Origin of the sequence: Actinomadura barringtoniae (genome assembly GCF_017573505.1) — a bacterium.
Classification (GTDB): Bacteria; Actinomycetota; Actinomycetes; order Streptosporangiales; family Streptosporangiaceae; genus Spirillospora; species Spirillospora barringtoniae.
The window spans coordinates 498671-522589 of record NZ_JAGEOJ010000002.1 but is presented as its reverse complement, the minus strand read 5'-3'; the positions used below and the strand labels follow the sequence as shown (position 1 = coordinate 522589).

Genomic DNA, 23919 nt, shown 5'->3' with positions numbered 1-23919 from the left:
AACGATGCCCGCGATAGGCTCAACCGGAAGTCAAGGCAGGAGGCGATCGTGATCAAGGTTGGGGTGCTGGGCGCGCGGGGCCGCATGGGGGCCGAGGTGTGCCGGGCCGTGGAGAACGCCGGCGACCTGGACCTGGTCGCGGCCGTGGACCAGGGCGACTCGCTGGAGGCGCTCACCGCCGCCGAGGCCGTCGTGGACTTCACTCACCCCGGCGTGGTGATGGACAACCTGAAGTTCCTGATCGAGCATGGCGTTCACGCCGTCGTCGGCACGAGCGGCTTCGACCCGGCCCGCCTGGACACCGTCCGCGGCTGGCAGGAGGCCGGCCCCGGCGCCAACGTCCTGATCGCCCCGAACTTCGGCATCGGCGCCGTGCTGATGATGCACTTCGCGCAGAAGGCCGCCCCGTTCTTCGAGTCCGTCGAGATCGTCGAGCTGCACCACCCGAACAAGCTCGACGCCCCGTCCGGCACCGCCTACCGCACCGCGCAGCTGGTCTCCGAGGCCCGCGCCAACGCCGACGTCAAGCCCTCACCGGACGCCACGACCACCGCGCTCGAAGGCTCGCGCGGCGCCACGGTGGACGATGTGCGCGTGCACTCCATCCGGCTGTCGGGCCTGATCGCCCACCAGGAGGTCCTCCTGGGCGGCCACGGCGAGGTCTTCACGATCCGCCACGACTCCATGAACCGCGAGTCGTTCATGCCCGGCGTCCTGCTGGGCATCCGCAACGTCGCCTCGCTCGCGCCCCTGACCGTGGGCATCGAGCCCCTCCTCGGCCTGTGAACTTCGACAGCGAACCCTGGGCCTACCTGGAGGCCTCCGAGGCCATCGACCTGGAGCACGAGGCGGTGCAGTCCCTCGCCTCACTCCTGCGCGAGGGAGACGACCTGGCCTTCGCCCAGACGGCGTTCGACTACGTGCGCGACGACATCACCCATTGCCTCGACGCGGGGGATCCCCGCGTACCCTGGCGCGCCTCCGACGTCATCACCGCCAAGACCGGCTTCTGCTACGCCAAGTCCCACGCCTACGCGGCCCTGCTGAGGGCCGCGGGCATCCAGGCGGGCCTGTGCTACCAGGACATCGACGGCACCCTGCACGGCCTCACCGCCGCGCTCATCGACGACCGCTGGGTACGGCTGGACCCCCGAGGCAACAACGCCGACATCGACGTCCAGTTCTCGGCCACCGAGGACCGCCTGGCCTACCCCGACCGCCCGGTGCACCCGACCGTCTACGCGGCTCCGCACCCCGCGGTCCTCAAGGCCCTGCAGGTCCACGCGACCGCCCAGGACCTGCCTCTGCCCAAGGCCACCGTCCTCTGACCACCGGAGTGGTCAGAGGACGCGCTCGCAACGCTCGTGACTCACTGGTTGTAGCTGGTGGACGGTGCTTGGCCGCTCTGCGGCTGCTGCTGGTTGGCCGAGGGCAGCGCGGTCACGTTGTCGGCGGTCTTGCCGGCCTTGAGGGCGGCGAGGCGGGCCTCGACCTCGGTCTTGACCTCGACGTTCTGCAGGTTCTGGAACTGCGCGTCGAGGGAGGAGGCGGCGAGCTCCTGAGCGCCGATGACCTTGGCCTCCTCGCGTTTGATCTTCTCCTCGAAGCGGGAGACCTCGCTGGTCGGGTCCATGATGTCGATGCTCTTGATGGCGTCCTGGACCTGGGTCTGGGCCTCGGCGGTCTTGGCGCGGGAGATCAGCTCGTCGCGCTTGTTGCGCAGCTCGTTGAGCTTCTCTTTCATCTGGTCGAGGCCGGTCTTCAGCTTGTCCACGACCTCGCGCTGCGACATGATCGCGGGCTCGGCGGTACGGGCCTCCTTCTCGGACTGCATCTGCCGTTCGAGGGCGACCTTGGCGAGGTTGTCGAACTTGTCGGCGCCCCCGGTGTCGCCGGTGCCGCGCATGCGGTCGGCCTCCTGGCTGGCGGCGAGGGCCTTCTGGCCCCACTCGCCGGCGGCCCGCACGTCCTCCTGGTAGTCGGCCTCCTGCATGCGCAGGTTGCCGATGGTGGTCGCGATGGACTTCTCGGCCTCGGCGATGTTGTCGGTGTAGTCGCGGACGAGCTGGTCCAGCATCTTCTGCGGGTCCTCGGCCTGGTCGAGGATCGCGTTGATGTTGGCGCGCGCCAGCTGGGTCACGCGGCCGAAGATGCTCTGCTTGCTCATGTCTCTCCTTGAGGTTGTGCTTGTCAGAAACGGCCGCCGGCGCCGCGGCGGCCGCGTGTGGCCGTACCGCCGAAGCTGCCGGGGGTGGGCGCGGGGCGAGAGCCGCCGCTCCTGCGTCCGCTGTTGAGGATGCTGTCGATGAGGATTCCGCCGATCATGGCGTCGGCCATGCGGCCGCCGCCCCCGCCGCCGCCCATGGGGCCGAACGCGGGGTCGGTGCCGCCGATGTCCTGGCGGGCGAGCTGTCCTGCCTCGTTGGCCAGGGAACCTGCCTGCTCGGCTGAGGACAGGGCGGAGACGGGGTCGGTGGTGGCCAGTTCCACGGCCTTGGCCAGCAGGCGCTGGGCCTCGGCGAGGCGGGTGCGGGGCGTGCTGCCGACCGCGCCCCGGTGGGTGTTGATGAAGTCGGTGCTCGCGGAGATCTCGCCGCGCGCGGCCAGGACGGCCTGGTCGAGCTGCGCGCGGGCGGCCTTCTCGCGGGCCTGCCGGTCCCGTACGCCGTCCAGGGCCTGGTCGAGCGCCTGGTTGGCCTCCTGGAGGCGGCGCAGCTCGGCGAGCGGGTCGGCGGGGCCGCGGGCCAGCTCCTGCTGAACGGAGCTGGTGACCTCGGCGGCCCGCGTCACGTGGGGCGCCAGCTCGTTCCGCCAGCGTTCGTCGGACAGCAGGCCCTGCGCGGTGGCGAGGTCGTCGGTGGTGTCCTTGATCGCGGCGTCCAGGGCCTGCGAGGCCTCCGACAGCTCGTGCGCGTGGCGGTCCACGGCGTCGAGGAGCTCCCGCGCCTGACCTACGGCGGACTCGGCCGCCTGGACGTGGACGGCGGCCTGCGCGGTGGTGCCCGAACGGAGCTCGTTGCCCGCCCGGTCCAGGTTGTCGCGGGCGAAGTCGAGGCGGCTCTGGGCCTCGTCGGGAGCGGTCTTGACCAGCTCCAACGCGGAGGTGGTGTAGCGGGACGCGAGCTCGGCGAGCTGCTGGCGGGCGGTGCCGACCTTGGTGGCCAGCTCCTGGTGCCCGGCCTGGACCTGGGCGAGGACCTGCGGCGCGTTCTTCTCCAGGTCGCGGAGCCGGTCGAACGCGGCGGACTGGGCGTCGAGCCGCTGGTCGGCGGCCTGGCAGCGGGCCAGGATCTCCTCCAGCATCGCGCGGCGCTGCTCGGGCGTCTCGGGCTCGGAGTCGTCCAGTCGCTGGCGGACGCGGAACGCGGCGTCCAGCTGCTCCTTGGCGAACGCGACGGCCTCGGCGAACGGGGCGGCGGCCTCGGCGCCGAACTGCGCCTGCGCGAACCCGACCTCCTGCTCGCTGGTCTTGATCGCGTCGTCGGTCTGGACGAGGAGCTGACCGGCCTGCCTGTCGAGCTCGTCCAGGGTGGGCGCGGGTCTGCCGTCCGGGCCCAGGGCGCCGCCGGACGGGTCGCCGCGCCGCTGCCGGGACCGTACGTACAGGAACGCGCCACCGGCCGCGACGCCCGCGCCGACCGGCAGGATCCAGACGAGCGGGCTGGGGCCGCTGTCGCCGCTCGGGTTGGCGGTGCCCGGGGTGACCTGCGGCGCCGGGATCGGCTGGCCGCCCAGCGCGGCGTCATAGCCGTCGGCGGCGCCGATCGCCGCGCCCGCCCAGTCGTTCTGCCGCAGTGCGGGCTCGATCGCTACGGAGGCGACCTCGTCCAGCTGGGCGTCGGTGAGGGCGAAGTTCTGGTCGGCGGAGACCGCGTACTGCCGGGCGCTCGTGCCGACCGCCATCAGCAGGTCGCGGCGGCCGATGCCGCTCTGCTGCGCGGTCCGGTCGGCCCAGGTCTGGGCGTTGGAGCCGGAGAAGTCCTTGACGTACACGACCAGGAGCTGGACGCGGCGCTGCGCGGTGAGGCGGTCGAGCGCCTGCTGCACCTCGGCGCGCCGGTCGCCGAGCGCGCCCACCCGGTCGGTGATCTGGCTCTGCACGGCGAAGGGCTGGTCGGCCACCGCGGTGCCGGTGCCCCAGAGGGCGGCGAACAGCAGCCCGATGACCCCACCGAGCGCCGACCACGTGAACAAGCGCGTACGAAATCGCGCGAACCCCAGAGTCATGTAGGCCCCCCGGGCGATTTCTCCCCGGGAGTCTCGATGTGCACACGGAACGCCGATCGTCCATTACCGCCCCATGGGGAAAACAGGGGCAATGCCGGGATCAGTCCGTTGTGCGGGCCTCGGGGGTGGTCGCCGTCGGGTCCAGCGGCACGTTCGGACCCTCCTCCAGCGCCTTCGACTTGCGCGGCACGCCGGCCGCCGCGTAGGCGGCCTCCTCGTCGAGCGTCTCCTGCTCGAGCAGCGTCGTCGCGAGCGACTCCAGCTTGTCGCGGTTGTCGCGGAGCATGTTCAGCGCCTCGGCGTAGCACTCGTCGACGATGCGCCGCGCCTCCTCGTCGACGGCGTCGAGCGTGCCCTGCGCCGCGTACTGCCCCATCGGGTCGGCGCCGTCGGCCGGCAGCACCGACAGCGGGCCGATCCGCTCGGACATGCCCCAGCGCCCCACCATGCCGCGCGCGATCTTGGTGACCTGCTCCAGGTCGCTCTCGGCGCCCGTGGTCACCACGCCGAAGATCAGCTCCTCGGCGGCCATGCCGCCGAGCGCGCCGATGATGCGGCCGCGCAGGTACTCCTCGTCGTAGGCGTAACGGTCGCCCTCGGGCGTGGAGACGGTGACGCCGAGCGCCCGCCCGTGCGGCACGATCGTGATCTTGCGGACCGGGTCGGCACCCGGGTGCAGCATGCCGAGCAGCGCGTGCCCGGACTCGTGGTAGGACGTGCGGCGCCGCTCCTCCTCCGGCATGACCAGGGAACGCCGCGTGCCGAGCTGCACCTTCTCCAGCGAGGACTGGAAGTCCTCCATGTCGACCGCGCTCTTGCCGCGCTTCACCGCGAGCAGCGCCGCCTCGTTCACCAGGTTGGCGAGCTCCGCGCCGGTCATCCCGGGCGTCATCTTCGCGATCGCGGTGAGGTCGGCGTCCGCGGCCAGCGGCACCTCGCGCGTGTGCACCTTCAGGATCTGCACGCGCCCGTCCAGGTCGGGCGGCGAGACCGCGACCTGCCGGTCGAAGCGGCCGGGGCGCATCAGCGCCGGGTCCAGGATGTCGGGCCGGTTGGTGGCGGCCATGACCACCACGCCCTCCGAGCCGGAGAACCCGTCCATCTCGGTCAGGATCTGGTTGAGCGTCTGCTCGCGCTCGTCGTGCCCGCCCATGCTGGCGCCGCTGCCGCGGGCCCGGCCGATCGTGTCGATCTCGTCGATGAAGATGATGGACGGCGCGGTCTTGCGCGCCTCGGTGAACAGCTCGCGGACGCGGGCCGCGCCGACGCCGACGACCATCTCGATGAACTCCGACGCCGCCGCCGAGTAGAACGGCACGTCGGCCTCGCCCGCGACCGCCCGCGCGAGCAGCGTCTTGCCGGTGCCGGGCGCGCCGGTCAGCAGCACGCCGCGCGGCACCCGGGCGCCGAGCTTGCGGTACTTCTCCGGGTCCCGCAGGAAGTCGACGATCTCGCTGAGCTCCTCCTCGACCTCGTCGATCCCGGCGACGTCCTCGAACGTGGCGCGCTTCTCGTCGGCGGTGACGGGCTTCGGATTGCGGCGCAGGCTGCCCATGATCCCGCCGCCGCCACCGCCGCCCATCCGGCGCTGCAGCCAGATCATCGCGCCGATCCACAGCCCGACGAACAGCAGTACGGGCAGCAGCGACAGCAGCAGGTTGGCCAGGAAGCCGCGGTCCTCGCTGACCGGCTTGGCCTCCACCACGACGCCCTTGGCCACCATGTCGCTGTAGATCTTGTCGTCGGCGAACGCGGGGCGCAGCGTCTCGAACTTGCTGTACTTCTTGTCCTTGTCGCTCTGCCCGGGGACCTGCTGGGCGTTCTTCAGCGCACCCTGGATCGAGTAGCCCTTGGTGTAGACGTCCTTGACGTTCCCGGCCTCCACCTGCTGGGTGAAGGCGGTGTAGGGGATCGAGGCCGGCTCGTCCTTGCCGGTGAAGTGCATCGACAGGAAGCTCAGCCCGAACACCAGGAGCAGCAGGCCCCAGAAGATGTAGGTGTTGCGGTTCGGCTTGAAGCCGCCGCCGCGAAAGTCGTCGCCGTCCTTCTTGCCGCCGCCCGAACCGCCCGTCCGCTGCGGCACGCCCTCGGCGCGCCAGGGCTGGTCGGGCTCCTTGCGCGGCGGTACGGACTGGCGCTTGTCGGGCTCCCTCGTCGGTTTCGACGGCACGACTGATTCCCCCCGTACGGCTGTCCACGGTCCCCCGACCGGAAGTGATCAAGATCTTCCCGGCGCCCGACCGCCGAAACGCGGCGTGGATCACCCCTTGCGTCGGCTAACGTCTTTAGCTAGCCTCATGGCTAATAGACTTAGCCAAAGGGAAACACTTATTAGCTACAGGGAGTCCCCCCATGAAGGTCCGCCGCATAGCCCTCACCGCCGCCGCCCTCGTCCCGGTCACCGCGGGCGCCCTCTTCGCCTGGGGGGAGCTCGCCCCCCACAAGGTCGAGACCTCCGTCGAGATCGCCGCCCCGGCCGACAAGGTCTACGGGATCCTCACCGACTTCCAGGGCCACTCCCAATGGGACCCGTTCATGGTCAAGGCCGAGGGCCGTGCGGTGAAGGGGAAGACCCTGAACATCGAGCTCCGCGACACCGACGGAAGCACCATGACGTTCAAGCCCAAGGTGCTGGCCGCCGACCCGGGCCGCGAGCTGCGCTGGATCGGCCGCATGTACGTGCCCGGCATCGTCGACGGTGAGCACTACTTCCGCATCGAGCCCGCGGGTGAGGGCAAGGTCCGGCTGACGCAGGGGGAGAGGTTCAGCGGAGCCCTCGTGCCGGTCGTCGCCGGGAGCTACCTGAAGATGGCGGACGAGTTCGCCGCGCTGAACAACGCCCTCAAGGCCCGTGCCGAGCGCGCCTGAGAGGGGCCGCGCCCGCCTAGGCCTGGCCCTCGGCGGGCGTCGCGAAGCCGTACTTGTTGAAGAGCTTGCGGGCATCGGACGAGACCAGCCAGTCGACGAACGACCGGGCCCGCTTCTCGTTCCCGCCCTTGATGGCCTGCGCCGGGAAGGTCGCCGTGACGTTCTGAGCCGCCGGGATCGGCACGCTCCCCACGGCGGCCGGCGCCGAGCGCAGGTCGGTGATGTAGACCAGCCCCGCGTCCGCCTCGCCCGTACGGACCCGGTCCAGCACGCCCCGCACGCTGATCTCCTCCGACGACCAGTGAACGGTGAGCCCGGCCCGGCGGAAGATGTCCCGCGCGTACCGTCCCGCCGGATTGGTCGCCGCGCCGACCGCGACCCGCAGGCGCGGCCGGGTCAGGTCGCTCAGCCCCAGGATCCGCTTGGGGTTCCCGGGGGTGACCGCGATCGTCATCGACCCGAGCGCCACGATCCGCCGGGGCCCCGTCAGATACCTGGCGGCGGCGTCCATCGTGGGCTCGTCCGCCGTCATCAGGACGTCCCCCGCATCGTGCTCGTCCAGCCGGCCCGTCATCTCCTGCGACCCGCCGAGCTCGAAGTTCACCTTCACGCCGCGATGCGACTGCTCGTAGGAGCTGGCCAGCTCCTTGGACACGTCCGTCAGCGACGACCCGGCCAGCACGGTCAGCGCTCCGGACGACGACCCGCCGCATCCCGCGAGGGTGCCAGAAGCGAGTAGAAATAGCGCGAAACGGGCGGTATGACGCCGCCCGCGTGCCCGGCGGCCGGAGTGGAGTTCAGCGGAATGGAGGTCGCCGGGCACGCGGCTTTTGCCGGGGGGTCTGGGGGGTCGTCCCCCCAGGAGAGATACGGGGGTGTCGGGCATATGCGTTCATCCTAGGGTCGGATGGCATAGCGCCCGGTGATTCGCCGCTGGCGTGTCAGAGGGTCGCACTAGGGTTTTCGTCAGCCGAGAATCCCTTCCCCGGAGGCCTTTGATGTCGCTCGACCTGATGGAGCTCCTGCCCGCCGACTGGCGGGAGCGCCTCGATCCGCTCATCGACCCGATCGGGACGGCGGCGCTGAGCGCGTTCGTCGAGCAGGAGTACGGGTCGCAGACGGTCTTCCCGCCGCGGGAGGACCTCTTCAACGTCTTCCGGCACTGCTCGTACGACAAGGCCAGGGTGCTGATCCTCGGGCAGGACCCCTACCACGGGCCGGACCAGGCGCACGGGCTGAGCTTCAGCGTGCGGGAGGGCGTGCGGCTGCCGCCGTCGCTGCGCAACATCTACAAGGAGCTGGCCGCCGACCTGGAGATCCCGGTCGCCAAGGCCGGCGACCTGACGCCGTGGGCCGACCAGGGCGTGCTGCTGCTCAACGCGGTGCTGACCGTGCGCAGCGGCGACGCCGGGTCGCACGCGGGCAAGGGCTGGGAGGAGTTCACCGACGCCGCGATCCGGGCGCTGAACGACAAGTCCGAGCGGGTCGTCTTCGTGCTGTGGGGCGCGTACGCGCGCAAGAAGGCCCGCCTGATCACCGGCGTGCACCACACCGTGATCGAGTCGGCGCACCCGAGCCCGCTGAGCGCCAAGCGGTTCTTCGGCACCCGCCCGTTCAGCGCCGTCAACAAGGCCCTCGCCGACGCCGGCGAGCCCGAGATCGACTGGGCGCTGAGCTAAGGCCGGGCGCTGAGCCAGGCGGTCGCGGTCCCCTCCCTCTCGCGGGGGAGGGGGTTCACCTCGTGGCGGGAGGTCCGCGGGCGGGCGGCTGACCAGGCTGAAGGCATGAACCCGACCCGCTTCCGCCTCGCCGTCTGCTACGCGACCATCGCGGCCTGCGTCCCGTACCTCACGCTCAAGATCGCCTGGCTGGCGGGCAGCACCGTCGGCTGGAACGACCTGGAGGCCGCCAAGGACTCCACCCTGTACGTCGGCAACGCGATCACGATGGGCATGGACGCGATCGCCGTCGTCGTGGCGCTCGCCTTCACCTATCCGTGGGGCCGCAGGATCCCGGCCTGGATCGTCGCCGCGCCGATCTGGATCGCGACCGGCCTGCTCGCGCCCATCGTGCTCGGCGTCCCGTTCGGCGTCCTCCTGCAGTTCCTCAGCGGGCAGGCCCAGCAGAGCGGGCAGGGCGGCGAGGGCCTGCAGGGCTGGGTGTACGCGGTCGTCTACACGGGCTTCACGCTGCAGGGGCTCGGCCTGCTGACCGCCTTCGTCTTCTACGCGCGCGACCGGTGGGGGCGGCTGTTCCGGCTACGGACCGCCGACCTGCCGAACGGTCCGGGCCTGGCCATCCAGCGGTTCCTGACGCTCGGCGCGATCGCTCCCGCGGCCGTGTACGCGTCCGTCCATCTCTACTGGGCGTTCGGCGGGGAATCCGAGACCGTCACCCAGCACACCGTCGACGCGGTCTGGGGCCTGCTCTCGCTGGCCGGGGTCGCCGGGCTGCTCGCCCTCGTCCGGCGCGCGAAGCGCCCGGGGCCGGTCTGGATCCCGCTGACGGCGGCCTGGACGGGAGCGGGCGCCACGTTCGCCTGGTCGTTCTACATGGGGCTGGTGACGCTCGCCAAGCCCGCCGCGTTCGACACCCACACCAGCGCCGCCGAGGCGATGACCATGGTCTGCGGCGTGTTCGCCGGGCTGATCATGGCGGTGGCCGGGACGCTGTTCCTGAGGGAGACAATGGGCGGGCGGGCCCGGGCCACCGGTCAGATCGCCAGCCCGATGGCCAGCAGCACGCCGTAGGCCAACTGGAGGCGGGCGGTCTCGCCCAGCACCGGGATGAGCGCCGGTCCCTTGGCCCCGCCCAGCACCTTCTGGCTGGGCGGCACCGACAGCGGCGCCGCCACCAGCGTGATCAGGACCCACGGGTGCACGGCGCCCAGCACCAGCACGATCATGAACGGGATCGAGCAGCACGCCGCGTACAGGAACCGGGTGTTGCGGTCGCCCAGCACGACGGCCAGGGTGCGCTTGCCCGAGACCTCGTCGGTCGGGATGTCGCGCAGGTTGTTGACCACCAGCAGCGCGCAGGCCAGCAGCCCGATCGGGACCGCCGCGGCCCAGGCCTCCCACGGGATCCCCTCGACCTGCACGTACACGGTGCCGACCACGGCGACCAGGCCGAAGAACACGAAGACCGAGATCTCGCCGAGCGCGCGGTAGCCGTAGGGGTTCTTGCCGCCGGTGTAGAACCAGGCGGCCAGGATCGCGAACGCGCCGACCAGCAGCAGCCACCAGGTCGTCACGGCGGCCAGCGCCAGCCCGGCGACGGCGGCCAGGGCGAACGACCCGAGCGCGGCGGCCAGCACCTGCTTGGGCTTGGCGACCTTGGACCCGACCAGCCGGAGCGGGCCGACCCGCTCCTCGTCGGTGCCGCGGACGCCGTCGCTGTAGTCGTTGGAGTAGTTGACGCCGATCTGCAGCACGAGCGCGACGAACGCCGCGAGCAGGGCGCGCCACCAGACGGCGCCGTCCGCGCCGATCGCGACGCCGGTGCCGACGACGACGGGCACGAGTGAGGTGGGCAGGGTGCGGGGCCGGGATCCGGCGACCCATTGGGAGAGCGTGGCCACGGTTACCGCTGGTTCTCTTGGGCGTCAGGGGCTGTGGTCGATTCTGCCCGATGTTGATCACTGCTCGCGCGGGCCGGGCGGAGCCGCAGCGACATGATCAGGCCGAGCGCGAGGATCGCCGCGGTGGTGAGGGCCCCGTTCCGGGTGGCCGTGGCCAGGCTTTCGTCGGCCGCGTGGGCCGCCGCGCCCATCCCGGGCGTGTCGTGAAGATCACGTCCGTACGTCCCGGCGGACTCGCGCAGATCGTGCGCGATCGCGGCGCGGCGCTCGGCGGGCACGGAGGTGCGGTCCAGGCGGCCCGTCATCGTGTGGCCGAGGCTGGTCGCGAAGACCGTTCCGATGATCGCGATGCCGAGGGCGGCGCCGACCTGGCGTGCCGTGGACTGCGTGCCGGACGCCTGCCCGGCCTTGGCGTGCGGAACGCCCGCCAGCGAGACGTTGGTCAGCTGCGCGGAGGTGAGGCCCAGCCCGATGCCGTAGATCAGCATCCAGGGAGCGAGCCCGAAACCGCTGGTCGTGGCGGTGATCGTGAGGCCCAGCGCCAGCACGGCGACGACCTCCAGCACCATCCCCAGCTGGACGACCCGGTGCGCGCCGCGCTTGTTGGCCAGCTTGCCCGCGTACCCGCCGGACAGGAACGCGCCGATCGCCAGCGGCAGGATCGCGACGCTGATCTGGATCGGGGACGTCCCGTGCACGCCCAGCAGGAACAGTGGCAGCACGAACAGCAGCCCCAGCTCGCCGACGCTGATCAGCGACGACGCCAGGTTGCCGTGCCGGAAGTTGGCGATCCGCCACAGGCTGAGGTCCAGCATCACCGGGCGTCCGGACGCGAGGCGGGCGCGTTCCACCAGGACCAGTGCGGCCAGCAGCACGACGCCCAGCACGAGCACCACCGGGATGGGGGAGACCCCGCCGGTCGGCCACTCGAACGGCCCCATCTCGAACGGCCGCGTCGCGCGCCACCAGCCGTACGTCTGCCCCTCGATCAGCCCGCACACCAGCGCGCCGAGGCCGAAGACCGACAGCGCACCGCCCAGCCAGTCGATGTCGCGCAGCGATCCGGCGGCGCCCCGCGTCTCGGGCATCAGGGCCAGCGCCCCGGCGATCAGCGCGGCGCCGAACGGCAGGTTGACCCCGAACGCCCAGCGCCAGGACCCGCCGGTGGCCAGCGCGCCGCCGATCAACGGACCGAGCGCGGCCATGCCGCTGATCAGCGAGCCCCAGATGCCGAACGCGATGGCCCGTTCCTTGCCGCGGAAGACGGTGTTGACCGTGGACAGCGTGGCCGGCAGCACCATCGAGGCGCCGACGCCCTGCAGCGCCCGCGCGCCGATCAGCGCGCCGCCCGAGCCGGCGGCCGCCGCGCCCACGCTGGCCAGCGTGAAGATCCCCACGCCGACCATGAACATCCGGCGCCGCCCGAACAGGTCGGCGGCGCGCCCGAACGGGATCAGCAGCGCGGCGAACACCAGTGAGTAGACCGAGGTCACCCATTCGGCGTCCGTCGTGGTCAGCCCGAGCCCGTCGACGATCTGCGGGAGGACGACGCCCACGATGGTGGCGTCCACCACGATCAGCGAGACGCCCAGGCTCATGACGACCATGCCGAGCCAGCGGCGGCGGCCGGACGGCGTCTCCGCCGCGGGGGCATGCGGCGGCATCACTGAGGTGGTCATGGAAGTCCCGAACTGATCATTCGACCCGGTTCGACCCGGAGGGCGTTCGGCTTCAAACATATGCCTGCCCCCTGGGTGCCTCTCACCGACCCCGGATTTAGGTCGGACTCTGGGACTTCAGGTCTCGGTCCCAGTCTCCGCCGGTCGGATGTCGGTGTGGAGGCGGATCTGGCGTACCGGCTCGCCCATGTCGAGGGTGCGGGCGAGGCCGTCGGGGGCCCAGCCGGCCGAGCCGAGGAAGCCGCGCATCACGTTGTCCTCCTCGAAGGCCCAGGTGATCAGCGTGTCGAAGCCGTCCTCGCGGAGGGTGTCCACGGTGGCGGCCAGCAGCCGGCTGCCGTGCCCGGCGCGCTGGTGCAGCGGGTCGACCAGCATGGTCAGCAGCTCGGCGGAGTGAGCGGGATCATGGTCGGGGTCGTCGTCGGCGGGCCCGTGCGAGGCGAAGCCGACGACCAGGTCGGAGGCGACCGCCACCAGCAGCCGGTGGCGCGGGCTGGGCGGGGAGCTCACCGCGTCGGCCCAGCGGTCCCGCCAGGTCTCCTGGGCCTCGGCGCCGGTCAGCTCGGCCAGCGCCGCGACCGGGAGCAGGTCCCGGTAGCCCTGGCGCCAGGTGCGCACCTGGATGTCGGCGACGGCGGCGGCGTCCGCCCGCCGCGCGGGACGTACGCCCACGTCAGCCATCGGGTCAGCCGTCCTCTCGGTAGAAGTCGTCGCCCAGCCTAGAGGCCGCGGGCGTAACGGACCTCATCGATCGTCCGGCCGTAGACCGTGCGGGTGGCCGGTTCTCCCGGCGCGAAGCCCGCGCGTTCGTAGAAGCGGCGGGCCCGCTCGTTGGTGTCGAGGACCCAGAGAACCAGCAGGTCGTTCCCGGCCGCGCGCGTGTCGGTGATGACGCGGTCCATGAGCGCCCGGCCCACCTTGGCCGACCAGTGCTCCGGCACGACGTACAGCGAGTAGAGCTCGACGCCCTTCGGGGACGTCGGCAGGTCGCGCTCGGGGCCGTACGCCGCCATCCCGATCGGGTCGCCGGCGTCGGTCGAGGCGAGGAGCGTGTGCACCTCGGGGTGTTCGGTGAACGAGGCGCGCCGGCGTTCGAGGGCCTCGGGGCCGGTGGCGGCGTCGATCAGGACCTGGGGGATCAGGCCCGCGTAGGCGGCGCGCCAGGACCGGCTGCGCACCTGCTCGATCGCCTCGGTGTCGGCGACTCCGGCCGTCCGGATGAGCGTCATGATCCGACGGTACGGCGGCGCGCCCGGTACGTCCGGGTCTTGGTGCGATTGCCGCAGACGCGCATCGAGCACCAGTTGCGGGAGCGGTTCTTGGAGGTGTCCAGGAACGCCCAGCGGCAGGTGTTCTCCTGGCAGACCTTGAGCCGCGGCCAGCTCCCGTCGGCCGCCGCCTCCATGACCGCCGCCGCCAGTCGCGCCAGCCCGGCGGCGGCCGTCCCGCCTTCGAGCGGTTCGAGCGAGGGGATCGTGCCGTTCATCCGAACGCGCAACGGGAGGGTGGCCAGCGCCGCGTCCAGCTCGGGCGGCAGCTCATCGCCCGAGGGCCCGTGGTGGGTGAGCATGGCCGTGCGCAGACCCTCGCGGAGTGTGACCGCCATGGCCAGATCGTGAGGGTCGGCATGGACGCGGCGGGGGATCAAGCCCCGGGCCGCCAGCCATCCGGCCAGCTTGGCGGGGGTGGCGAATTCGTCGGCGTCGCACTCCACGTCGCGCGTGTTGACGAAATCGCGCAGCAGCAGCGCGGGGCTCGGGGTGCCCGCCTCGTCGGCCATGGCCGCATTCTACAGCTACGACACCGGTATTCGGTTTTGACCGGTTGCATGCGGCGGGTCGATCTGCATACCGTTCGTCCATGCTGATGCGGGTGTGGAAGGGCTGGACGCGCAAGTCGGACGCCGCCGAGTACGAGGACTACATGCGGCGCACCGGCCTGGTCGGTTACCGCGAGACGGCCGGCAACAAGGGGGTGCACCTGGTCCGGCGCGACGTCGGCGACAACACCGAGTTCGTCTTCGTGACGTTCTGGGAGTCGATGGACGCCATCCGCGCCTTCGCGGGCGACGAGCCGGAGAAGGCGGTCTACTACGACGAGGACGACCGCTTCCTCGTCGACCGGGACTGGACGGTCACGCACTACGACGTTCTGGAGTCCGGCTGACGACCTCAGCCTGCACGCGAACGCGTTACCTGAGGGGGCGGCGATCCGAAGGCGATGTCGCCCGCGAAGACGGCGAAGCCGTGTCGCGTTCGCCGCTTTGGCGGTTCGGGCACCGAGCCGCTAGGCGAGGGGCCCGAGGCCGCGAAAGCAATGAGAAAGGCGTCGGACGCCCTCGGCGAGCTCGGCCTCTGAGGCGGCCGTGCCGTAGCTGAGGCGCAGGTACGGCGCGGGCGGCTCGGCCGGGAAGAACATCGAGCCCGGGCTCACGAGCACGCCCGCGCGCAGCGCCGCCTCGGCGAGCAACCGGTCGCTCACGCCGTCCGGCAGCCGTGCCCACAGGTGCGGCCCGCCGGCCGGGCGGTTCGCCCGGACCTGCGGCAGGTCCCGGGCGAGCGCCGCGCCGAGCGCGTCGCGGCGGGACTTCAGCGCGGTCCGAACGTCGCGCAGGTGGCGCGGCCAGCCGGGGGAGCTGACCAGCTCCAGCAGCGTCTCCTGCAGCGGCCTGGCCGGGAAGAACCCCTCGACCACTTGGATCGCGCGGATCCGCGCGGCGACCGGCCCGCGCGCGACCACCGCCGCGACCCGCAGGCTCGGGCCGGTGGCCTTGGTCAGCGACGCGACGTGGATCACCCGGCCGTCGGCGTCCTGGTTGATCATCGGGGTCGGCGGCGGGTCGATCGCCAGGTGCCGCGCGAAGTCGTCCTCGATGACGAACGCGCCCGCCGCCCGCGCCACCGCCAGGACCTGGGCGCGGCGCTCGGGCGACAGCAGCGCGCCGCTCGGGTTGTTGTAGGTCGGCTGGCAGTAGAACGCGCGGGCGCCGGTCATGGCGAACGCCTCGGCCAGCAGGTCGGGCCGTACGCCGTCGGCGTCGGCGGGCACCGGCACGGGGTGCAGGCCGCCCGCCCGCGCGATCGCCAGTACGCCGAGGTAGGTCGGCGACTCGACCAGCAGCGGCGCGCCCGGAGGCAGTAGCGCTCGCAGCGTGGACGTGAGGGCCTGCTGGCCGCCCGAGGTGATCAGCACGTCGGCCGGGGTGACGTCGCCGCCGATCGAGCGCGCGAACCAGGCGCGCAGCCCGTCCAGCCCGCTGACGGGCGGCGAGTCCCAGGCGTCCGGCCGCCGTACGGCACGTCCGCCCGCGGCCGACAGCGCGCGCAGCGGCTGCAGCGAGGGATGCAGGTAGCCGCCGCTCAGCGCGATCGTGCCGTCCGGCGGCGGCGTGAGCAGCCACGACACCCCGCTCGCGTCCACGGCCCGGTCGCCGAGCGCGACCGCCTGCCAGCTGAGGTCGGCGGGCTCGGGCGCCGGTACGGGCCGTTCGGCGGCGAACGTGCCGCTGCCCGGCCGCGTCACCACCAGGCCCTCGGTGGCCAGCACGCCGAGCGCGCGCGTCACCGTGACCGGGCTGACCCGGTGGCGTTCCACCAGCGCCCGGCTGGACGGCAGGCGCTCGCCGGGGCGCAGCCGCCCCACCTCGGTCCGGAGCCTGTCGGCCAGCGAGACCACACTGCTATCCTGTTGCATGAGAAACAATGATAGCGCTACTGATGGTTCGACGATAGCGCTCGGCGGCCTGGGGCTGGCCGCCCTCGGGGTGCTGGTCTTCTCGTTCACCCTCCCGAGCACCGTCTACGCGCTCGACGGCCTCGACCCCTACCTCATCGGCTTCGGCCGCGCCGCCGTCGCCGCGCTGGCCGCCGTGATCGCGCTGGCCGCGGTCCGCGCCCCGCTTCCGCGACGGCGCCAGTGGGGCGCGCTGGCCGTGGTCGCGGGCGGCGTCGTCTTCGGCTTCCCCGTGCTCACCACGCTCGCGCTGGACCAGGGCGCCTCCGCCTCGCACTCCGCCGTCATCGTCGGCGTGCTGCCCGCCACGACCGCCGTGCTCGCCGTGGTGCGGGCCGGGGAACGGCCGAGCCCCGCGTTCTGGCTGGCGAGCGCGGCCGGAGCGGCGTGCGTGACCGGCTTCGCTGTGATCCGCGGCTCCGGCCGCTTCACCGCCGCCGACCTGCTGCTGTTCGCCGCCATGGTCGCCTGCGCGATCGGCTACGCCGAGGGCGGCCGGCTGGCCCGCACGATGCCGGGCTGGCGGGTGATCTCCTGGGCGCTGGTGGTGGCCGCGCCGATCACCGTTCCGGTGACGCTCTGGATGCTCGCCACGACCGACCAGCACTGGACCGGCCGCGCCGCGTTCGGCTTCACCTACGTCGCGCTCGGCTCGATGTACCTCGGCTTCTTCGCCTGGTACGCGGGCATGGCCAGGGTCGGCATCGCGCGGGCCAGCCAGGTGCAGCTGGCCCAGCCGATCCTCACCCTGCTCTGGTCCTGGGTCCTGCTGGACGAGACCATCGACGCCACGACCCTCCTCACGGCGCTGGCCGTGGTCGTCTGCGTCGCGCTCACCCAGCGCACCCGAGTCAGGCGAGAGACCACTCCGGCAGGGCCCTTGCGGGTCGTGACGGTCTCACCGAACGATGGGACCAAGAGCGTCACACGCAAGTGACCCACAGGAGCCGCCGCGCATGGCAGAGAAGCTGACCGTTCCCGAGGGCGGGTTCTGGCCCGCCCCGGAAGTCCCGCAGCCGAACATCTACCCGATGGAGTGGCGGGTCGAGACCGACAAGCTCGCCGCCATCTACGAGAAGTCCAAGAGCGCGGTCTGGGACCCCGCCGACCTGCCCTGGGACGATCTGAACCCGGAGGACTTCCCGCCCGAACAGCGGCTCGGGATCATGTACTGGTTCGCCGTGCTGGCCAACTTCGACGCCTCCGGGCCCGCCGTCTTCGCCCGCGCCACCATCCACGCCTTCGAACAGCACGAGGAGGATCCGGTCCGCAAGTGCTTCTTCGCGATCACCCGTGACGAGATGAACCACGAAGAGTGCTGCCGGCGTTCGATCACGAGGATGTGGCCGGGCGCGCCGCTGGACTGGACGCCGGAGAACGACCTGGAGCGCGCGGCCCACAACAACATCGGCTGGCTCTACCACAACGGCGGCCGCTACTGGCAGGGCTTCAACTCCGCCGTCGGCAAGTACTCGCTGGCGGTGCTGTTCTGCAGCTTCATGATGGGCGAGATGGCCGCGTCCACGCTGTTCCGCGGGATGGCGTCGGGCGCGCGGCATCCGGTCTTCGCCGAGATGTTCCGGCGCATCGGGCGGGACGAGTCCCGCCACCTGCAGATCTGCCTGACGATCCTGGAAAAGGAGTGGCCCGGCCTGAACGACGAGATCAAGGGGCAGATCACCAAGCAGCTCCGCGCCGGGTTCGTGTTCCTGTCGATGATCCTGTGGGAGCCGCCGGACGGCTTCTGGGACCTGCCGCCCTACTTCCTGAACAACCACCGCGTACTGATGAACCACGCGCGCGACGCCGGGCTCGGCGTCCTGTCGTTCGACGAGCAGGCCGAGAACTGGAAGCAGGCCATCGCCCGCGTCCGCGCCATCGTGGAACGCTGGGGCATCGAGTTCCCCGCGATCCCGGAGCTGGACATCTCCGGCGTCGAGGTCAGCTTCATCGACCCCGAGGACATCATCCCGGTCTTCTGAATCGCGGTCTTCTGATCACCTCCCGCTAGAGTGCGGCTCCGTGGCAGAAGCAGCGCATGAGCCGGACGGTGTGGAGATCGACGGCGAGCAGCACGTCGCCGAGCAGCACGTCGCCGAGCGGCACGCGAGCTGGCTGGAGCTGTTCTTCGACCTGGTCGTCGTGGTGGCCGTCGCGCAGCTCGCGCACCGGCTGCACGAGCACCCGACGGCCAAGACCGTCGCGATCTGCGCGCTGCTCTACTACGCGGTGTGGAGCGTGTGGACCTCGTTCACGATCTACACCAACGTCGTGGCCGACCGGGCGCGCACCCGGTCGCTGATGCGCGGCATGTTCGGCATCGCGGTCATGGCCGCGGCCATCCCGCACGCCGACGGTGACCGGGGCGTGTGGTTCGTCGCGGCCTACCTGTCGTGCCGCCTGATCGCCTCGGGCGTCCTCCAGCGGACCGGCCAGGTCGTCACGTCCTGGCCGGTGGGGCAGGCGGGCGCCGGGGCCGTGCCGTGGATCATCTCGATCTGGGCCGACCCGCCGGTGCGCTTCTGGCTCTGGGGACTCGGCATCGCCCTGGACCTGTTCTTCGCCATCATGGGCAGCCGCAACCCCGACAGGCTCCTGGAGGAGGTCCAGGAACGCCAGGATCGCCAGGATGAGCGGCGCCGGGGCGTGGAAATGCGCAGGCAGGCGGGCCACGAACCGAGCGGGACCGGCCGCGCCCGGCTGGGCGCCGCCTTGAAGATCCGGGCCGTGCCCCTGCACACCGAGCACCTGTGGGAACGGCTCGGCCTGTTCGTGATCATCGTGCTGGGCGAGTCGGTCGCCCAGGTGGTCGACTCGGCGGCCGAGTCGGACTGGAAGGTGCCGCTGGCGGTCACCGCGATCGGCGGGTTCGTGCTGCTGATCTGCCTGTGGTGGCTGATCCTGCAGAACGGCCTGGGCGCGCTTCCCGACCTCGGCCACATGGAGGCGCGGCTGGCGATGCCCAGCCACTACGCGATCACGGCGGGGATCACCGCCATGTCGGCCGGGCTGGGCGCGGTCGCGGCCCATCCCGACCACGCGCCGCCGATGGGGATCCGCTGGGTGCTGTGCGGTGGCGTGGCCCTCTACCTGGCGACGGGGCTGGTCGGCGGGCTGCTGCTGAAGGCCTCGTGGCGCTGGATGCTCGGCTGGGCCGTGCCGAGCACGCTGGTGGCTCTCGCGGTCGGCGTCTGGGGCGGCGAGCTGCACGGCTCGTGGATCGTGCTGATCATGCTCGCGGTGGTCGCCTGGCAGGTCGCCTACCGGCCGATCTCCAGGCGCTACGCCTTCGCCGCGTGATCGCCGCCTGCTCGGCGCCTGCTCGGTGCCTGCTCGGTGCCTGCTCGGTGCTTGATCATCGTGCTCCGGCGCGGGCGTGAACTTCCGCTGGTCATCGTGCGTCGTTGTGTGTGATGAAGAAGATCCGTTTCGTCCTGAAGGGCTGCGCCTGGGCCGCGGCGTACGTTCTCGGCCTGGTCGCCCTCGCGGTCGGCGGGGCCTGGGTGTGGTGGCAGCCCGAGCCGCACGCCCGGGGCACCGAGGTGAACGCCCTGTGGGCCCGGCACCAGTGGGTCGGCCAGGCGCACACCGACGCCGAGTACCGGGCGTACGGCACGCTCCTGCGCGAGAACCGGATCACCGACGTCTACTTCCACGCGGGCCCGGTCGAGGCCGACGGCACCGTCCCGCCCGCCCTCTATCCCAACGCGGCCAAGCTGGTCGCCGCGATGCGCACGTACGCGCCCGGCGTGCGGATGCAGGCCTACCTCGGGCAGATCCGCGAGGTGAGCGGCCACGGGATCATCCAGCTGAACGACCCGGCCGTGCGCGAGCAGATCCTCAAAACCGACCAGATCTTCCTTGACCTCGGCTTCGACGGGATCCACTACGACTTCGAGCCGATCTACCCCGACGACAAGGCGTTCCTCGAACTGCTCGACCAGACGCGGCGCCTCACCGAGCCGCGCGGCAAGCTGCTGTCGCTGGCCCTGGAGCAGAAGACGCTCCTGGACGCCTCCCAGCCGTTCTACAAGGCCCTGCTGCCGCGTGCCGGGAAGTACCACTACCCGCCGCGGCCGACCGCCGACTTCCTGAGGAAGGTCGCCGACCGGGCCGACCAGGTCGCGATCATGACGTACGACGTGAGCCTGCCGACCGAGTCGCTCGCGGGCTGGCACTACGCAAGGCACACCGAGTGGACGCTGCGGCTGATCGGCGACCGCACCACCGTGTTCATGGGCGTCCCCACCTACCGGCCGAACATGGACTGGGCCGAGGACCTCACCGTGGCGCTGCGCGGCGTCCGGCGCGGCATCGACGCCCTGGATCGTCCACCCGCGAAACCGTGGGGTGTCGGGGTGTATGCGGACTGGACCACAAACCCCTCGGAATGGGCTTCTTACCGAGCAAACTGGCTCCCGCGAGAGTCAGCAAAGGTTGGCGGTTAAGCAAGCCTGCTTGTCACGTTCCTTTATTCACGAAATGCCAGGTCAAAAAGCGTGTTCAGGGCGCCTTCCCGAGGGTAGGGCTGGGTGCGTGTCAAAAGCCCCTACTGGCGGATGGTCAAGGGAAGTGGGGAACGAGGCCGATGAGCAGTCAGCAGCCCGCGTGGCACGACGGTGAGCGGCTCGGTGAGCTGATGGCCGAATTCGCCGGATGGCGGATCGGACGAGGCGGCTCTGGGCACTGGTGGGCCGTCCGGGGGAACGAGCTCGTACGAACCCTGAACGTGGAGGAGCTGCGCGCTCGTCTGCACGAACTCGAGGAGATCGCCGCCGTTCCTCGCAGTGCGTGAGGCGGCCCATGAGGGAGACCGGGCCCGCCGGCCCGCGTTATCCAACCGAGTCCGGGAAACTGGCCGGACCTACCCCGTAACGCGGCATTTGCGTGCCACGATGTGGATGTAGAAGCGGTCACCGCGCGTACCCCCGAGCGTGTGGTGGCCGCTTCTTCCTGTTCGAAGGACCGAAAAGGGCCGTTCTTTCGGTGTCAAGGCCGCGCCGGACCGAATCATCCCGCGGTGGGGGTGAGAGGGGCCATTTCGTCCGGCGCCGACCCCGCCACACGCCGGGCGACCTGCGGGTCCACGCGGGTCCACGGGGCCCTGCGGGAACGGTACCTTCGGTGCATGGCACCCAGCACAACACCTGGCGCCCCGTTCGGGCGGATGCTGACCGCGATGGTCACTCCGTTCACCGCCGACGGGGCCGTCGACTACGACGGAGCCGCGCGCCTGGCGACCTACCTGGTCGACGAGCAGCGCCACGACGGGCTCGTCGTCAGCGGCACGACGGGGGAGTCGCCGACGACGAGCGACGACGAGAAGGACCGCCTGCTGCGGACCGTGATCGACGCGGTCGGAGACCGCGCCACCCTGGTGGCCGGTGTCGGCACCAACGACACCGAGCACACGCTGAAACTCGCGCGCGCGGCCGAGGCGGCCGGCGCCGACGGCCTGCTGGTCGTCACGCCGTACTACAACAAGCCCCCGCAAGAGGGGCTGCTCCGCCACTTCCGAACCGTGGCGGACGCGACGGGGCTGCCGAACATGCTCTACGACATCCCGGGCCGTTCCGGGGTGCCGATCCACACCGACACGCTGATCAGGCTGGGCGAACACCCGCGGATCGTGGCCGTGAAGGACGCCAAGGGCGACCTGTTCGCCGGGTCCCTGGTGCTCGCCTCGGCCGAACTGGTGTTCTACTCCGGCGACGACGCGCTCAACCTGGCGTGGCTGTCCATGGGGGCCGTGGGGTTCGTCAGCGTGGTCGGCCATGTCGTGGGCGCCGATCTCCATGAGATGATCGACGCATACCGCGCCGGTGACACCGGGCGGGCACTGGCGATCCATCGCCGTCTGCTCCCCGTGGTCGCCGCGATCATGACCCGAACGCAGGGCGCCATCGCCGTCAAGGCAGCGCTGAACCTGATGGGCCTGCCGGGGGGACCGATGCGTTCCCCGCTGTGCGAGGCATCACCGGAGTTCGCGGCGCGCCTGCACGAAGACCTTCTGAATGGGGGAGTCAAAATGCCGGAGGTCAATCGGTGAGCCATCCTCACCCCGAGCTTTCCGCACCGCCCGCACTACCGGAGAACGCCCTGCGCATCGTCGCGCTGGGCGGGCTCGGGGAGATCGGCCGCAACATGACGGTGTTCGAGTACGGCGGACGCCTGCTCATCGTCGACTGCGGCGTGCTGTTCCCCGAGACCGAGCAGCCGGGGATCGACCTGATCCTGCCCGACTTCGAGTACATCCGGGACCGCCTGGACGACGTCGCCGCGGTGATCCTCACGCACGGCCACGAGGACCACATCGGCGCCGTGCCCTACCTGCTGCGCGAGCGCCGCGACATCCCGCTGGTCGGGTCGCGGCTCACGCTGGCGCTGCTGGAGGCCAAGCTCGCCGAGCACCGGATCAAGCCGACGACCGTCGAGGTCGTCGAGGGCAACCGGCAGAGCTTCGGTCCGTTCGACTGCGAGTTCCTGTCGGTCAACCACTCGATCCCCGACGCCCTCGCCGTCGCGATCCGTACGCCCGCCGGGCTCGTCCTGGCGACCGGCGACTTCAAGATGGACCAGCTGCCGCTGGACGGGCGCCTCACCGACCTGCCGGGCTTCGCCCGGCTGGGCGCCGAGGGCATCGACCTGCTGATGTCGGACTCGACCAACGCCGAGGTGCCGGGCTTCGTCACCTCCGAGCGCAACATCGGGCCGGTCATCGACGACGTCTTCCGTACCGCCAAGGAACGGATCATCGTCGCCTGTTTCGCGTCGCACATCCACCGCGTTCAGCAGGTCCTGGACGCGGCGGTCGCCAACAACCGCAAGGTGTGCTTCGTCGGCCGTTCGATGGTCCGCAACATGGGCGTCGCGCGCGAGCTCGGCTATCTCGACGTGCCCGACTCGATCATGGTCGACCAGAAGGACCTGGACGACATCCCGGCCGACCGGCTGGTGCTGGTCTGCACGGGCTCGCAGGGCGAGCCGATGTCGGCGCTGTCGCGGATGGCCAACCGCGACCACCAGATCCGCATCACCGACCGCGACACCGTGATGCTGGCCTCGTCGATGATCCCGGGCAACGAGACCGCGATCAACCGGGTGATCAACGGCCTGACCCGCTGGGGCGCCCGCATCGTGCACAAGGGCAACGCGCTGGTGCACGTGTCCGGCCACGCCTCGGCCGGTGAGCTGCTGTACGTGCTCAACATGACCAAGCCGGGCAACTTCATGCCCATCCACGGCGAGTGGCGCCACCTGCGGGCGCACGCCAAGCTCGCCTCGCTCACCGGCGTCGAGGACGACAACATCGTCATCGCCGAGGACGGCGTGGTGGTCGACCTGGCCGACGGCCACGCCAAGATCGTCGGCGCGGTCCCGGCCGGCTACGTCTACGTGGACGGCATCACGGTCGGCGAGGTCACCGAGACCTCGCTGAAGGACCGCCGGATCCTGGGCGAGGAGGGCTTCGTCTCCTGCGTCATCGGGATCGACTCCACCTCGGGCAAGCTGGTCGCCGGGCCGGAGATCCACGCCCGCGGCGCCGGCATCCAGAACGCGGACTTCGACGAGGTCATCGAGCGCATCGAGGCGGCCCTGCAGGACGCGGCCGCGAACGGCGTGAACGACATGCACCAGCTCAACCAGGTCATTCGCCGCACGATGGGCAAGTGGGTCAGCGACAACTACCGCCGCCGCCCCATGATCATCCCCGTCGTCGTCGAGGTCTGACCAGTACGCCGATCTTGCTCTGAGCGCCCTTCCGCGCACCGGGAGAGGGCGCTCAGAGCAAGATCGGCGCGGATTCCGGGGTCGCAACACGCCGTTCCGGGT

The 23919-nt window shown here is 71.2% G+C and carries 23 protein-coding genes; 13 read left to right on the top strand and 10 right to left on the bottom strand.

All coding sequences use genetic code 11. The features are described from left to right. Positions 1-48 precede the first annotated feature (48 nt). Positions 49-786 carry a 4-hydroxy-tetrahydrodipicolinate reductase gene (gene dapB / locus J4573_RS06240; RefSeq protein ID WP_208254267.1) on the top strand — a complete coding sequence of 246 codons (738 nt, stop codon included), beginning with the start codon at positions 49-51 and terminating at the stop codon, positions 784-786. After that, positions 783-1328, top strand: a complete 546-nt coding sequence (locus J4573_RS06235) for a transglutaminase-like domain-containing protein (RefSeq protein ID WP_208254266.1) — start codon at positions 783-785, stop codon at positions 1326-1328. Before dapB ends, J4573_RS06235 begins: the two co-directional genes overlap by 4 nt. A 41-nt stretch (positions 1329-1369) precedes the next feature. Here J4573_RS06235 and J4573_RS06230 read toward each other — a convergent pair whose 3' ends face one another. The 3 genes from J4573_RS06230 to ftsH form a co-directional block, all read right to left on the bottom strand. Beyond that, positions 1370-2167: a PspA/IM30 family protein gene (locus J4573_RS06230; RefSeq protein ID WP_208254265.1), complete on the bottom strand. Its 798-nt coding sequence runs from the start codon at positions 2165-2167 to the stop codon at positions 1370-1372. Between the two features lie 23 nt (positions 2168-2190). Further along, positions 2191-4194, bottom strand: coding sequence for a TPM domain-containing protein (locus tag J4573_RS06225; RefSeq protein ID WP_208254264.1), 2004 nt, complete (start codon positions 4192-4194; stop codon positions 2191-2193). A 133-nt stretch (positions 4195-4327) separates the two neighbouring features. Then, the gene (gene ftsH / locus J4573_RS06220) at positions 4328-6397 is read right to left on the bottom strand and encodes an ATP-dependent zinc metalloprotease FtsH (RefSeq protein WP_208254263.1); all 2070 of its coding nucleotides are present in this window, start codon (positions 6395-6397) and stop codon (positions 4328-4330) included. Between the two features lie 182 nt (positions 6398-6579). On the opposite strand from ftsH, the gene J4573_RS06215 reads away from it, so the two are divergent. Continuing rightward, a complete protein-coding gene (locus J4573_RS06215) occupies positions 6580-7095 on the top strand; it encodes an SRPBCC domain-containing protein (protein WP_208254262.1) in 516 nt (171 codons plus the stop codon). 16 nt (positions 7096-7111) lie between these two features. Here the strand turns inward: J4573_RS06215 and modA are convergent, their stop codons facing one another. Next, complete coding sequence (gene modA, locus J4573_RS06210) at positions 7112-7777, bottom strand: molybdate ABC transporter substrate-binding protein (protein WP_307796512.1); 666 nt, start codon at positions 7775-7777, stop codon at positions 7112-7114. Positions 7778-8093: 316 nt separating this feature from the next. Between modA and J4573_RS06205 the strand changes: the two genes are divergently transcribed. Continuing rightward, complete coding sequence (locus tag J4573_RS06205; protein WP_208254260.1) at positions 8094-8774, top strand: uracil-DNA glycosylase; 681 nt, start codon at positions 8094-8096, stop codon at positions 8772-8774. Positions 8775-8879: 105 nt separating this feature from the next. After that, positions 8880-9845: a hypothetical protein gene (locus J4573_RS06200; protein WP_208254259.1), complete on the top strand. Its 966-nt coding sequence runs from the start codon at positions 8880-8882 to the stop codon at positions 9843-9845. Here J4573_RS06200 and J4573_RS06195 read toward each other — a convergent pair. From J4573_RS06195 to J4573_RS06175, 5 genes are all read right to left on the bottom strand, one after another. Next, positions 9809-10675, bottom strand: a complete 867-nt coding sequence (locus J4573_RS06195; protein WP_208254258.1) for a 1,4-dihydroxy-2-naphthoate polyprenyltransferase — start codon at positions 10673-10675, stop codon at positions 9809-9811. The genes J4573_RS06200 and J4573_RS06195 overlap by 37 nt on opposite strands. 2 nt (positions 10676-10677) lie before the next feature. Continuing rightward, entirely contained in the window at positions 10678-12354 is a 1677-nt protein-coding gene (locus J4573_RS06190) for an MFS transporter (RefSeq protein WP_243772497.1), read from the bottom strand. Between the two features lie 117 nt (positions 12355-12471). Beyond that, positions 12472-13035, bottom strand: coding sequence for a GNAT family N-acetyltransferase (locus J4573_RS06185; RefSeq protein WP_208254257.1), 564 nt, complete (start codon positions 13033-13035; stop codon positions 12472-12474). A 38-nt stretch (positions 13036-13073) separates the two neighbouring features. Further along, positions 13074-13583 (bottom strand): GNAT family N-acetyltransferase, encoded by a 510-nt coding sequence (locus J4573_RS06180; protein ID WP_208254256.1) that lies wholly within the window; start codon positions 13581-13583, stop codon positions 13074-13076. Continuing rightward, the gene (locus tag J4573_RS06175) at positions 13580-14134 is read right to left on the bottom strand and encodes a CGNR zinc finger domain-containing protein (protein WP_208254255.1); all 555 of its coding nucleotides are present in this window, start codon (positions 14132-14134) and stop codon (positions 13580-13582) included. Before J4573_RS06175 ends, J4573_RS06180 begins: the two co-directional genes overlap by 4 nt. 80 nt (positions 14135-14214) lie before the next feature. Between J4573_RS06175 and J4573_RS06170 the strand changes: the two genes are divergently transcribed. After that, the gene (locus tag J4573_RS06170; RefSeq protein WP_208254254.1) at positions 14215-14520 is read left to right on the top strand and encodes an antibiotic biosynthesis monooxygenase; all 306 of its coding nucleotides are present in this window, start codon (positions 14215-14217) and stop codon (positions 14518-14520) included. 120 nt (positions 14521-14640) lie between these two features. Here the strand turns inward: J4573_RS06170 and J4573_RS06165 are convergent, their stop codons facing one another. Continuing rightward, positions 14641-16047: an aminotransferase-like domain-containing protein gene (locus J4573_RS06165; RefSeq protein WP_243772496.1), complete on the bottom strand. Its 1407-nt coding sequence runs from the start codon at positions 16045-16047 to the stop codon at positions 14641-14643. Between J4573_RS06165 and J4573_RS06160 the strand changes: the two genes are divergently transcribed. From J4573_RS06160 to J4573_RS06130, 7 genes are all read left to right on the top strand, one after another. Beyond that, a complete protein-coding gene (locus J4573_RS06160) occupies positions 16046-17023 on the top strand; it encodes a DMT family transporter (RefSeq protein WP_208254253.1) in 978 nt (325 codons plus the stop codon). The two genes, J4573_RS06165 and J4573_RS06160, sit on opposite strands and share 2 nt — an antisense overlap. Positions 17024-17042: 19 nt before the next feature. Beyond that, the gene (locus tag J4573_RS06155) at positions 17043-18068 is read left to right on the top strand and encodes a hypothetical protein (protein ID WP_208254252.1); all 1026 of its coding nucleotides are present in this window, start codon (positions 17043-17045) and stop codon (positions 18066-18068) included. Between the two features lie 40 nt (positions 18069-18108). Continuing rightward, the gene (locus J4573_RS06150; protein WP_208254251.1) at positions 18109-19386 is read left to right on the top strand and encodes a low temperature requirement protein A; all 1278 of its coding nucleotides are present in this window, start codon (positions 18109-18111) and stop codon (positions 19384-19386) included. 113 nt (positions 19387-19499) lie between these two features. Continuing rightward, positions 19500-20534, top strand: a complete 1035-nt coding sequence (locus J4573_RS06145) for a glycoside hydrolase family 18 protein (RefSeq protein WP_243772495.1) — start codon at positions 19500-19502, stop codon at positions 20532-20534. Positions 20535-20674: 140 nt separating this feature from the next. Beyond that, positions 20675-20881 (top strand): hypothetical protein, encoded by a 207-nt coding sequence (locus tag J4573_RS06140; RefSeq protein WP_208254250.1) that lies wholly within the window; start codon positions 20675-20677, stop codon positions 20879-20881. Between the two features lie 333 nt (positions 20882-21214). Further along, complete coding sequence (dapA, locus tag J4573_RS06135) at positions 21215-22135, top strand: 4-hydroxy-tetrahydrodipicolinate synthase (RefSeq protein ID WP_208254249.1); 921 nt, start codon at positions 21215-21217, stop codon at positions 22133-22135. After that, the gene (locus tag J4573_RS06130; protein ID WP_208254248.1) at positions 22132-23817 is read left to right on the top strand and encodes a ribonuclease J; all 1686 of its coding nucleotides are present in this window, start codon (positions 22132-22134) and stop codon (positions 23815-23817) included. Before dapA ends, J4573_RS06130 begins: the two co-directional genes overlap by 4 nt. Positions 23818-23919 lie beyond the last annotated feature (102 nt).